At 67.0% G+C, this 11622-nt stretch carries 9 protein-coding genes and 2 pseudogenes; 10 read left to right on the forward strand and 1 reads right to left on the reverse strand.

Features of this window, described 5'->3' with window-relative positions; all coding sequences use genetic code 11:
• Positions 1–50: 50 nt before the first annotated feature.
• The 8 genes and pseudogenes from prmB to LN450_RS03960 all read left to right on the forward strand — a co-directional run bounded on the left by prmB (position 51) and on the right by LN450_RS03960 (position 8910).
• Entirely contained in the window at positions 51–977 is a 927-nt protein-coding gene (prmB, locus tag LN450_RS03925; protein ID WP_008577520.1) for a 50S ribosomal protein L3 N(5)-glutamine methyltransferase, read from the forward strand.
• Between the two features lie 10 nt (positions 978–987).
• The gene (gene aroC / locus LN450_RS03930) at positions 988–2091 is read left to right on the forward strand and encodes a chorismate synthase (protein ID WP_008577522.1); all 1104 of its coding nucleotides are present in this window, start codon (positions 988–990) and stop codon (positions 2089–2091) included.
• Positions 2084–3157 carry a 2-hydroxyacid dehydrogenase gene (locus LN450_RS03935; RefSeq protein WP_041855066.1) on the forward strand — a complete coding sequence of 358 codons (1074 nt, stop codon included), beginning with the start codon at positions 2084–2086 and terminating at the stop codon, positions 3155–3157. The genes aroC and LN450_RS03935 overlap by 8 nt, the downstream gene beginning before the upstream one ends.
• Positions 3158–3240: 83 nt before the next feature.
• Positions 3241–4266, forward strand: a complete 1026-nt coding sequence (locus LN450_RS03940) for an aspartate-semialdehyde dehydrogenase (protein WP_011347954.1) — start codon at positions 3241–3243, stop codon at positions 4264–4266.
• A gap of 684 nt (positions 4267–4950) precedes the next feature.
• Complete coding sequence (locus tag LN450_RS03945) at positions 4951–6906, forward strand: type IV pilus assembly protein FimV (protein ID WP_443735597.1); 1956 nt, start codon at positions 4951–4953, stop codon at positions 6904–6906.
• Positions 6903–7309 (forward strand): annotated as a pseudogene (locus LN450_RS03950) (VOC family protein). The gene LN450_RS03945 and the pseudogene LN450_RS03950 overlap by 4 nt, the downstream one beginning before the upstream one ends.
• Before the next feature lie 162 nt (positions 7310–7471).
• Positions 7472–8245: a tRNA pseudouridine(38-40) synthase TruA gene (truA, locus tag LN450_RS03955; RefSeq protein ID WP_008570951.1), complete on the forward strand. Its 774-nt coding sequence runs from the start codon at positions 7472–7474 to the stop codon at positions 8243–8245.
• On the forward strand, positions 8242–8910 hold the full coding sequence (locus tag LN450_RS03960; RefSeq protein ID WP_008570953.1) for a phosphoribosylanthranilate isomerase: 669 nt from the start codon (positions 8242–8244) through the stop codon (positions 8908–8910). Before truA ends, LN450_RS03960 begins: the two co-directional genes overlap by 4 nt.
• Positions 8911–9101: 191 nt before the next feature.
• Here LN450_RS03960 and LN450_RS03965 read toward each other — a convergent pair whose 3' ends face one another.
• Positions 9102–10028: a LysR family transcriptional regulator gene (locus LN450_RS03965; protein WP_011347951.1), complete on the reverse strand. Its 927-nt coding sequence runs from the start codon at positions 10026–10028 to the stop codon at positions 9102–9104.
• A gap of 104 nt (positions 10029–10132) precedes the next feature.
• On the opposite strand from LN450_RS03965, the gene trpB reads away from it, so the two are divergent.
• Both trpB and LN450_RS03975 read left to right on the forward strand, forming a co-directional pair.
• On the forward strand, positions 10133–11350 hold the full coding sequence (gene trpB / locus LN450_RS03970) for a tryptophan synthase subunit beta (protein ID WP_005914297.1): 1218 nt from the start codon (positions 10133–10135) through the stop codon (positions 11348–11350).
• 54 nt (positions 11351–11404) lie between these two features.
• Positions 11405–11622: pseudogene (locus LN450_RS03975) on the forward strand (hypothetical protein); the annotation flags it as partial.

Genomic DNA, 11622 nt, shown 5'->3' on the forward strand with positions numbered 1-11622 from the left:
TACCGATCCGACCTCTATAATCGGGGGCCGATTCCTCTTTAGTTGTTGCCATGACTGCCGCCGCGGCCGACGAACTGCACACCATCATCGACCTGATCCGCTACGGCACCAGCCGTTTCAACGCAGCCGGTCTGACCTTCGGCCACAGCTACGACAATGCGTTGGACGAAGCCACCCAGCTGGTCCTGCACAGCCTGCATCTGCCGCACGATCTGGGCCCGGCCTACGGCCAGGCGCGCTTGCTGCGCTCGGAAAAAGAGCAGGTGCTTGGTCTGTTCGAGCGCCGCATCACCGAGCGCGTGCCGGCCGCTTACCTCACCGGCGAGGCCTGGTTTGCAGGCCTGAGTTTCAAGAGCGATGCGCGCGCCCTGGTGCCGCGTTCGCCGATCGCCGAATTGATCGAAGCCGGCTTCGAGCCCTGGCTGGGCGGGCGCGAAGTGACCCGCGCGCTGGACCTGTGCACCGGTTCGGGCTGCATCGCCATCGCGATGGGCCACTACAACCCGCAGTGGGATGTGGACGGCGTGGACATCAGCGACGATGCGCTGGCGCTGGCCGCAGAAAACAAGGCGCGCCTGCATGCCGACAATGTCACCTTGCTCAAGTCGGACCTGTTCAACGGTCTGGGCGGTCGCCAGTACGACCTGATCGTCACCAACCCGCCGTACGTCACCAACGAGGAAACCGACGCGCTGCCGCAGGAGTATTCCTACGAGCCCGAACTCGGCCTGCGCGCCGGCGACGATGGCCTGGACCTGGTGTTGAAGATCCTGCGCGATGCGCCGCAGCACCTGAGCGAAGACGGCTTGCTGATCTGCGAAGTGGGCGAGTCCGAGCAGCACCTGGTCAAGCTGCTGCCGGAAGTGGATCTGGCCTGGGTCGAGTTCAAGGTCGGGCAGATGGGCATCTTCGCCGTGGAATGCCGCGAATTGATCGCCCACGGTGCCCGCATCGCCGAGCTGGCCGCGCAGCGATGAGCCTGCGCGCATGAGTGCCAATTCGTTCGGCAAGCTGTTCACTGTCACCACCTTCGGCGAGTCGCACGGGCCGGCGATCGGTTGCGTCGTCGACGGCTGCCCTCCCGGCCTGGAGCTCGCGCCGGAAGAGTTCACCCACGATCTGCAGCGCCGCGCTAGCGGCAAGAGCCGGCACACCTCGGCGCGCCGCGAGGCCGACGAGATCGAGATCCTGTCCGGCGTGTACGAAGGCCGTACCACCGGCACGCCGATCGGCTTGCTGATCCGCAATACCGATCAGCGCAGCAAGGACTACAGCAACATCGCCCAGCAGTTCCGTCCCGGCCATGCCGATTACACCTACTGGCAGAAGTACGGCATTCGCGATCCTCGCGGCGGCGGGCGTTCGTCGGCGCGCGAAACCACCATGCGCGTGGCCGCCGGCGTGATCGCCAAGAAGTGGCTCAAGCAGCGCTATGGCGTGCTGGTGCGCGGTTTCCTGTCGCAGCTGGGCCAGATCCGTCCCGCTGGTTTCGATTGGGATGCGGTGGAAGACAACCCGTTCTTCTGGCCGCATGCGGCGCAGGTGCCGGAGCTGGAAACCTACATGGACGCGCTGCGCAAATCCGGCGACTCGGTCGGTGCGCGCGTGGACGTGGTGGCCGGCGGCGTTCCGGCAGGCTGGGGCGAGCCGATCTACGGCAAGCTCGATGCCGAACTTGCGGCGGCGTTGATGAGCATCAATGCGGTCAAGGGCGTGGAGATCGGCGACGGCTTCGCCAGCGCGGCGCAGAAGGGTACCGAACACCGCGACCTGATCACCCCGGAAGGCTTTCTCAGCAACCATGCCGGCGGCATCCTGGGCGGTATTTCCACTGGCCAGGCGGTCACTGCTTCGATGGTGCTCAAGCCCACTTCCAGCCTGCGCCTGCCCGGCGCGACGGTGGATGCCGATGGCAGCGTGGTCGATGTCATCACCACCGGCCGGCACGACCCGTGCGTGGGCATCCGCGCCACCCCGATCGCCGAGGCGATGATGGCGCTGGTGCTGATGGACCAGGCGTTGCGCCATCGTGCCCAGTGCGGCGATGTGGGCGAGGTGTCGCCGCGCATTCCCGGTCAGGTCGATGTCTGACGGACGTCGTCCCAGGGTGTGGGTGAGCCAGCCGCTGTTCGACGATGTCGTCGCGCAGCTGGGCGAGCATTTCGAGCTGACCACCACGCAGCGCGTCAGCGCATATTCGCCGGCCGAGCTGGCCGCGCAACTGGCACCGTTGGACGGCGCCCTGATCACCCTCAACGAGCGCATCGGCGCGGCCGAAATCGCCGCCGCGCCGCAGCTGCGCGCCATCGCCAATGTCGGCGTGGGCTACAACAATCTCGACATCGACGCCTTGAGCGCGGCCGGCATCCTGGCCAGCAACACGCCGGACGTGCTTACCGAAACCACGGCCGATCTCGGCTTTGCGTTGCTGATGGCCACCGCGCGCCGCATCACCGAATCCGAGCGCTGGCTGCGCGACGGGCAGTGGGGGCAATGGTCGTTCAAGACCATGCTCGGCGCCGATATCCACGGCAGCACGCTCGGCATCCTGGGCATGGGACGCATTGGCCAAGGCATCGCCCGGCGCGGTGCGCACGGTTTCGGCATGCGCGTGCTGTACCACAACCGCAGCCCGTTGCCGGCCGCTACCGAACAGGCGCTGGGCGCACGGTATGTGGATTTCGAGACGTTGCTGGCGCAGTCCGATCACCTGGTGCTGGTATTGCCGTACACCAGGGACTCTCACCACATCATCGATGCCGCGGCGTTGGGCAAGATGCGCGCCACCGCCACGCTGGTGAACATCGCCCGCGGTGGCATCGTCGATGAGCTGGCATTGGCCGATGCGCTGGCCAACGGCCGCCTGGCCGGTGCCGGCCTGGATGTCTACGAAGGCGAGCCGCATGTGCGTCCGGAGCTGCTGGCGCTGAACAACGTGGTGCTCACCCCGCACATCGGCAGCGCCAGCCTGGCCACGCGCCGCGCGATGGTGCAACTGGCGGTGGACAACCTGATCGCTGCGCTGGGCAAGGGCCCGCATGCCGGCAACCCGCCGAGCGCGCTCAACGCCGATGCAGTTGCCGCTGCCAAACGTGGCGGCACCGGCGTGGATGCGAAAGAAACCGGCGTCACCGGCAGCATTTCGACCAAACGATAGGGAACCTCCGCGGCCAGCGTTGGAGGTTCCCCGAACCCAGCGCGCAGTGCTTCCTCATTTCCCCTTTCGATAAAGACAAACTCATGAGCAACGAAAACCGTCGTTTCAACGTCGCCGTCGTGGGCGCCACCGGCGCTGTCGGCGAGACCATGCTGAGCATACTGGCCGAGCGCAACTTCCCGGTCGCCACCCTGTACGCGCTGGCGTCGTCGCGCTCGGCGGGCGGGCAGGTGGAGTTCAATGGCGGCAAGGTCGATGTGCTGGACCTGGCCGAGTTCGACCCCGCCGGCGTGGACATCGCGCTGTTCTCCGCCGGCGGCAGCGTGTCCAAGGAATACGGCCCCAAGTTCGCCGCGGCCGGTGCGGTGGTGATCGATAACTCCTCGGCCTTCCGCTATGACGACGACGTGCCGCTGGTGGTGTCCGAGGTCAACCCGGAAGCGCTCAAGCAGCGCCCGCGCGGCATCATCGCCAATCCCAATTGCTCGACCATGCAAATGCTGGTGGCACTGGGCCCGATCCACCGCCAGTACGGCATCGAGCGTATCAACGTGGCGACCTACCAGTCGGTCTCCGGCGGCGGGCGTTCGGCGATGGAAGAACTGGGCAAGCAGACCAGCGAGTTGTTGAGCTTTCAGGACATCGACCCGCAGCGGTTCCCGGTGCAGATCGCCTTCAACCTGATCCCGCACATCGACGACTTCCAGGACAACGGCTACACCAAGGAAGAGATGAAGCTGGTCTGGGAGACCCGCAAGATCCTCGGCGACGACAGCATCCAGGTGAACCCCACCGCGGTGCGCGTGCCGGTGTTCTACGGCCATTCCGAAGCGGTGGCGATCGAGACCCGCGACAAGATCACCGTGGAGCAGGCGCGCGCGCTGCTGGCAGCGTCGCCTGGCGTGGAAGTGGTGGACGAGCGCAAGCCCGGCGGCTACCCGACGCCGGTCACGCATGCTTCCGGCAAGGATGCGGTGTTCGTCGGCCGCATCCGTGAAGACTTTTCGCATCCGCGCGGCCTGAACTTGTGGATCGTCTCCGACAATATCCGCAAGGGCGCTGCGCTCAACGCCGTGCAGCTGGCCGAACTGGTCGCACAGGAAGGCTAAGCAGCACGACAAAGACGACCGCGCAGCCGCCATGCGTGCGCGCGGCCGGCGCCTGGTGCAGCAGGCGTCACCCGGCCACTGCGATGCTGAGCGCGCCGTTCGCGCCTGCATGGGGACGGCTCGCGACGTGCGGTTGGCGCTCTCAACCGCCGTGCACGTGCTGGAGCATGCCGGCGCGCGGTGATGCTTCCCAGAGAGGCGCACCGCGCGCAAGCGCTCCGGCAGGGTGCGCACCGACACATGGAACGTCGGCTCGATTCTCAACCGAATTCCACCTCAACCGAATTCCACCTGCAGGCGCGCTGTCCACCGCGTGCCTGCGGGCATGCGCACGTGCGCGTATCGCCTCATGTGGCATTGGAGGACCTTGCAGCTTGCAGTGCGCAGACCTGTCGCCAGCCGCTTGCACACACTCCGTTGCCTGCTCAGGCGACACGCCATTGGCGCCATGTCATGGCATCCCGCAGCGCGTGACTTTGCACCACGCAATCTGCCGACAGGCCGTTGCGCGCTTGAGACCTCGCGCAGTGAGAGCGCCCATCAGCACTTGCCGGTTTGCATTGGCCACGCATGCATGCCGCACTGCGGCAGTGTCGCTGGCACAGCGCTCTGCATCACGGCGCCGACTTTTTCGCTCATCCAGCGGCTATATTGATGCCCATGAAACATAGGGGCGTGGGCGCGATGCGTCCGATACAAGGGATAGGTGCGTTGCTGCTGATGGCCTGCAGCGGCGCTGCAATGGCGTTGGGACTGGGCGATATCCGGGTGCTGTCCAAGCCCGGGCAACCGCTGGTGGCCGAGATTCCGGTCATCTCCAACGAGCCGGGCGAACTCGACAACGCGCGCGTGGCATTGGCATCGGCCACCACGTTTGCGCGCGTCGGCCTGGAGCGCCCGCAAGGGCTGGTCAGCAATCTGCAGTTCCAGTTCGCGCAGGACGCACGCGGGCGTGCGGTGATCCGCGTGACCAGCAGCCAGGCGGTGGACCAGCCGGCGATCAACTTCCTGATCGAGGTGGAGTGGGGCCAGGGCCGGCTGGTGCGCGAATATTCCGCCTTGGTCGATGCGCCCAACACCGCGGCCGCCATCGCCGAGCCGGCCATCGAAGCGCCGCGTGCCGGTTCCAGCAATGCGATTGCACGCGAGCCGGCGCCGGTCGCCGCGCCCGCCGCGCAGGACAACGCCAGGGCCGAACCGGCTGCGCGTGCAACTGGCAGTGCGTCTGCTGCGTCTGCGACGCAGGCCGGCGACACGTTGCCGGCCGTGCGCGCGGGCCAGACCTTGTCGGAGATCGCCGCGGCGGTGGCGCGTTCCAGCGGGCACTCGCTGGACCAGACCATGCTGGCGTTGCTGCGCACCAATCCGGACGCCTTCATCAACGGCAACATCAATCGCCTGAAGCAGGGCGCGGTGCTGCGCACGCCGCAGGAAGACGCGCTTGCCCAGGTCGGTGCGGCCGAAGCGGCGGTCATGGTGCGCGAGCAGGCCGCCAAGTGGCGGCAGGCGCGATCGGCGGTGCCGCAACCGGCCGAGGCCGGCGCCGCCGCTGCCGCAACGCCGCCGCCCGCCACACCTGCCGCAGCGGCTGGCAACGGCGCGCGGCTCGAAATCGCCCCTGCAGTGGCGAGTCAGACCAACAAGGCCGGCGTCACGTCCGGCACCAGTGCCGAAGGCGAGGGCGAGATGGCGGCCAATCAACAGTTGCAACAGGCCAAGGAAGACATCGCCACCCGCGATGCGGAATTGCAGGACCTGCGGACCCGCGTGGCGGATCTGGAAAAGCTCAAGCAGCAACAGCAAGCGCTGATCGCCATGAAGGACAGCGACCTGGCGGCTGCACAGAAGCGCCTGTCGGAAACCCCGGCGGCCGCACAACAGGGTGGCGGTTTTCCGCTGTGGTTGATCGGCGGGCTGGTGTTGATCGTCGCGGCCGTGGTGGCGTGGCTGGCCGCGCGCCGTCGCAAACCCTCGCCGCTGCCGCCGTTGCCGCGTCGGCAGTTCGACTTCGTCCTGCCTGGCGCGCCGGTGCAGGCCGCCGAGCCGCAAGAGGCGACGCAAGCCACTGAGCCCAGCGAGCCCGATGTGGTGCACGAGACCGAATTCGAGCAGGCCGATCTGCGCGACGAAGAGCGCGCCCATGACGCGCAGCAACCATTGTCGGACGTGCTGCGTCGCGAGCCGCTGCCGTCCGAGCCGGCTGCTGCGCCCATGGCGGTCAACAGCGACGATTGGCGTGCGCTGAGAGCCGCACCGCCGGTGGTGGCAACGCCGCCGCAGGACAGCGCCCCCGTCGACGCGGCGCAGGCTCCGCCGCACCCGGCGTCCGAGGCCGTGGAAGCGAGTCACGCAGATGTCGCGCCCACGATCGGTGATGTCCCGTCTACCGCTTCCCCGGTAGCGGTGGCCACGCAAGACAGCCTGGATTTCGAGCGTCCGCCTGCGGCGCCGAGCGCTGCGCCCAGCCCCTCGGCCAGCCGGGACGTCGCCTCGGCCGGGCGCGATCGCCTGGAACTGGCGGTGGCTTACATGGACCTGGGCGACAAGGACACCGCGCGCGGCCTGCTGCTGGAAGTTGCCGCCACCGGCGACGACGCCACGCGCGCCGAAGCCGCCGAGCTGCTGGAACGCCTGGCATGAGCCCGGCGATCGATCGCCTTGCCGCGCAGGAAAGTGACGCACGCGAGCGCCGGATCGACTATGTGGAGTTCGCCTCCATCGATCCGGATGCCAGCCGTGCGTTCTTCGAAGCGGTGTTCGGTTGGCAATTCCAGGCCTACGGTCCGGATTACCTGGCCCTCAACGATGGACGCCTGGACGGCGGCTTCTACCGTGCAGCCGCGCCGGCGCCGGACGGGGGTGGTCCGCTTGTGGTGTTGTATGCCGACGCGTTGGCCCCGGTGATCGAGCGCGTGCGTGGCGCAGGCGGGGTGATCGTCAAGCCGGTCTTCGGCTTTCCGGGCGGAGCCGGTTTCATTTCCGCGAGCCCGGCGGCACCACGTTGGCCGTGTGGTCCGAGCGCAGCGTCGCGTCCGACGACTGACTGCGCGCTGGTCGCACGCGCGTCCCGCGGCTCGGCACCAGCCAATGCGGCTCGTACACTTCACCTTTTTTGCAGCGACGGGGCTGTGCTGGCAATCGCCTGCGATGGCGGCGGCATGACCGGCGCGCCGATTTCATCGATTCACTCATAGGGCAGGTACCGATGCGTTACGCGCTGGGCGTGGAATACGACGGCAGCGAGTTCCAGGGCTGGCAGCAGTTGGGCGAGCATGGCGGGCCGAGCGTGCAGGCCAGCCTGCAGGCGGCCTTGTCGTCGGTCGCCGATGCGCCGGTGCAGGTGGTCTGCGCCGGGCGCACCGACGCGGGCGTGCATGGCGAATGCCAGGTGGTGCATTTCGATAGCGACGCACGCCGCGAGCCGCGTGGCTGGATGCTGGGCACCACTGCGCGCCTGCCGCCGTCGATCGCCGTGCGCTGGTGCGTGCCGGCAGCCGATGACTTCCACGCGCGCTTTTCCGCACGCGCGCGTCGTTACCGCTATCGCCTGCTCAATCGGCAGATTCGCCCAGCCCTGTATCGGCAGACCCTGAGCTGGGAGCGTCGCCCGCTCGATGCCGATGCCATGCATGCGGCGGCGCAGGCCTTATTGGGCGAGAACGATTTCAGCGCGTTCCGCAGCGTGCAATGTCAGGCCTTGCACGCGCGCCGTCACCTGCAGGCCATCCACGTGCAGCGTATCGGCGAGGTGGTGGAGGTGCAGGTCCAGGCCAATGCATTCCTTCATCACATGGTGCGGAATATTGTGGGTTCGCTGATTTTGGTCGGTACCGGCGAGCAGCCGGCCGACTGGATCGCGACGTTGCTCGCCGGACGCGACCGCACTGTGGCCGGCCCGACAGCGCCGCCACAAGGTCTGGTATTTATCGGACCTCTGTATCCTGCAGAGTGGCATCTGCCTGCTGAGGTGACCCAATGAATCGATCGCTGTACCGCACCCGTATCAAGTTTTGTGGCATGACCCGCGCCGGCGATATCCGGCTGGCCGGCGAGCTGGGTGTGGACGCGGTAGGTTTCATCTTTGCGCATGGCAGCCCCCGGCGCGTGGCGCCGGCCGAGGCGCGCGCGATGCGCCAGGCCACTGCGCCGATGGTCGATGTGGTGGCGTTGTTCCGCAACAATTCCAAGGAAGAAGTGCGCGAAGTGGTGCGCACCGTGCGCCCGACCTTGTTGCAGTTCCATGGCGAGGAAGACGACGCGTTCTGCCGTAGCTTCAACCTGCCGTATCTCAAGGCGGTGCCGATGGGCAGCAGCGGCGTGAATGGCGAGGACGCCAACGCGCGCACGCTGCAGTTGTCGTATCCCAATACCGCTGGCTTTCTGTTCGACAGCCATGCGCCCGGCGCGGGCGGCGGCACCGGCAAGACCTTCGACTGGTCGCGCTTGCCCACCGGCTTGCACCGTCCGTTTCTGCTGGCCGGTGGCATCAACGCCGACAACGTGTTCGACGCCATCGTGGCCACGTTGCCTTGGGGCGTGGACGTTTCCAGTGGCGTGGAGTTGGCGCCCGGCATCAAGGACGGCCACAAGATGCGCAAGTTCGTCGAGGAAGTGCGGCGGGCGGATTGTCACGACATGTCGTGAGGGTGATTGGGGTTCGGGATTCGTGGCAGCGGCTATGCCGAGGCATCTCAAGCGCTGCTTCTTGCCTGCAACACCGCTGCGTCAGGATCCACTGGACAGTCGCCTGATCCTTGCGCCTTTTCGCTTGCACGTGTTCGCGATGCGCCAGCAGCTGGCGAAGTGCTCATGTGGTGATCGCGCGCGATGGCTGCTCAGTTCTCCGCTGCCTGCAGGGTTGAAGAGGTGTGCTGGTCTGTCGCCAGCGCTTTGCCTAGCCAGCCGGCCAGCCGCTCGATGCGTGGATCGGGGTTGCGCTTGGCCGCGCATAAGACCCAGCGGCCGTGCGTGGCGGTGAAGCCCCATGGCGCCAGCAGGCGCCCGGCTGCCAGGTCCGCGGCGACCAACGGCTGCGGCGCAATCGCGATCCCAAGACCAGCAGCAGCGGCTTCCAGCAGATACACCAGGTGTTCGAATTCGGTGCCGAAGCGCAGCCCCTCGGGTGCCAGCCCGTGCGCCTGGGCCCATTCCGGCCAGGCTTGCGGGCGCGAGCGGGTGTGCAGCAGCGCGTGATCGCCGAGCGCGGCCGGGTTGCTCCCCTCGATCTGCAAGGTCGATGCGAGCTGAGGACTCAGCACCGGCCCAATCCACTCCACGCCGAGGGTGTGCACCTGCCACTCGCTGGGCCAGGGCGGGGTGTCCAGCAGCAGGGCGGCATCCAGGCCGTCCAGGTCCGGGCCAGGTGGCTGTTCGCTGGCCGACAGATGCAGGCGCACGTCAGGCAGCTCTTGCTGCAGCAGTCCCAGGCGCGGAATCACCCAGCGCGCCAGCAAGCTGCCCGAACACCCCAGCACCAGCGGCGCTTCGGCGGTCGGGCGTTGTAATGCCGCCCAGGCCTGACCAATCACGCCAAAGCCTTCGCCGGTGGCATCGCGAAGCCGAACGCCCGCCGCGGTCAGCACCAGGCCGCGGCCCTGGCGTGCAAACAGCGCGGCGCCCAACGCCTGTTCCAGCGAACGCACGTGCCGGCTGATGGCGCCATGGGTGACGTGCAATTCCTGCGCAGCACGGCTGAGGCTCTGCAGGCGCGCGGCAGCTTCGAACGCACGCAGCGCCGCCAGTGGAGGAAGCAAGGCACTCATATGTGATTCCAGCTCACAGGTTGCGGCAATCTTATCGATTTATTGCGCACCGCGGCTGCGCTAAAGTGATGCCTCTCGTATGACGCATCGCTGCAGAGGATTCCATGTCGGCCCAGCCCATCAGTGACTTTTACGCCTATCCGGATGCTGCCGGTCACTTCGGCAAGTTCGGTGGCCGTTTCGTCGCCGAAACCTTGATCGGCCCGCTGCAGGAATTGTCCGCCGCCTACGATCAGGCACGGCAGGACCCGAGTTTCATTGCCGAATACGACAAGGACCTCAAGCATTACGTCGGCCGGCCCAGCCCGATCTACCACGCCGAGCGGCTCAGCCGTGAAGTGGGTGGGGCGCAGATCCTGCTCAAGCGCGAAGACCTGAACCACACCGGCGCGCACAAGATCAACAACACCATCGGCCAGGCGCTGTTGGCCAGCCGCATGGGCAAGACCCGCATCATCGCCGAGACCGGCGCCGGCCAGCACGGCGTCGCCAGTGCCACCGTGGCGGCACGCCTGGGCCTGGAATGCGTGGTCTACATGGGCGCCACCGACATCGAGCGGCAAAAGATCAACGTCTACCGCATGAAGCTGCTCGGCGCCACGGTGATCCCGGTGACTTCCGGCTCGGCCACGCTCAAGGACGCGCTCAACGAAGCCATGCGCGACTGGGTGACCAACGTGCGCGACACCTTCTACATCATCGGCACCGTGGCTGGCCCGGACCCATACCCGCGCATGGTGCGCGACTTCAATGCGATTGTCGGTCGCGAGGCGCGCGAACAGATGCTGCAGGACTATGGTCGGCTGCCGGATGCGATCAGTGCCTGCGTGGGTGGCGGCAGCAATGCGATCGGTTTGTTCCATGCCTTCCTCAATGATCCGGGCGTCAAGATCTATGGCGCCGAAGCGGCCGGCGATGGCATCGCCACCGGCCGCCACGCCGCCTCCATCGCCGCAGGTCGCCCGGGCGTGCTGCACGGCAACCGCACCTACGTGATCTGCGACGATGACGGCCAGATCACCGAGACCCATTCGATTTCCGCCGGCCTGGATTACCCGGGTGTGGGCCCGGAGCATTCGTTCCTGTCCGACAGCGGTCGCGCGGTGTACCAGGGCATTACCGACGACGAGGCGATGGCCGCCTTCCATCTGCTGGCGCATACCGAAGGCATTCTTGCCGCGCTCGAGTCCAGCCATGCGGTGGCGCAGTCGATCAAGCTTGCGCGCGAGCTGCCCAGGGATGCGCTGGTGTTGTGCAATCTGTCCGGGCGTGGCGATAAGGATGTGCATACCATCGCAGCGCGCGAGGGGATCGCTCTTTAAAAGTGGTGGCGGCTGACGCTATCCGGATGCAGGGACGCGGCGATGCTCGAAGGAATGCTTCAGTTGGTGGCCGAGGTGCTGCTGCAGGCCTTGGCCGAGCTGCTGATCGAACTTGGCCTGCACTCTGTCGCCGAGTCGTTCGAGCGCAGGCCCTCGCCCTGGCTGGCGGCAGTGGGCTACGCAATCCTGGGCGCGTTACTTGGCGGTGTCAGTCTCTGCCTGCTGCCGCAGCACCTCACTGCGACCTTGCGCGCGACTGGCAGCGCTGCTGA

It is taken from the genome of Xanthomonas euvesicatoria pv. euvesicatoria (assembly GCF_020880415.1).
GTDB classification, from domain to species: domain Bacteria; phylum Pseudomonadota; class Gammaproteobacteria; order Xanthomonadales; family Xanthomonadaceae; genus Xanthomonas; species Xanthomonas euvesicatoria.

Bases quoted from the DNA above. Each gene is read 5' to 3' on its own strand.
- LN450_RS03940 (WP_011347954.1), top strand. From the start codon at position 3,241: ATGAGCAACGAAAACCGTCGTTTCAACGTCGCCGTCGTGGGCGCCACC.
- LN450_RS03945 (WP_443735597.1), top strand. From the start codon at position 4,951: ATGCGTCCGATACAAGGGATAGGTGCGTTGCTGCTGATGGCCTGCAGC.
- LN450_RS03935 (WP_041855066.1), top strand. From the start codon at position 2,084: ATGTCTGACGGACGTCGTCCCAGGGTGTGGGTGAGCCAGCCGCTGTTC.
- prmB (WP_008577520.1), top strand. From the start codon at position 51: ATGACTGCCGCCGCGGCCGACGAACTGCACACCATCATCGACCTGATC.
- aroC (WP_008577522.1), top strand. From the start codon at position 988: ATGAGTGCCAATTCGTTCGGCAAGCTGTTCACTGTCACCACCTTCGGC.
- LN450_RS03965 (WP_011347951.1), bottom strand. From the start codon at position 10,028: ATGAGTGCCTTGCTTCCTCCACTGGCGGCGCTGCGTGCGTTCGAAGCT.
- LN450_RS03960 (WP_008570953.1), top strand. From the start codon at position 8,242: ATGAATCGATCGCTGTACCGCACCCGTATCAAGTTTTGTGGCATGACC.
- trpB (WP_005914297.1), top strand. From the start codon at position 10,133: ATGTCGGCCCAGCCCATCAGTGACTTTTACGCCTATCCGGATGCTGCC.
- truA (WP_008570951.1), top strand. From the start codon at position 7,472: ATGCGTTACGCGCTGGGCGTGGAATACGACGGCAGCGAGTTCCAGGGC.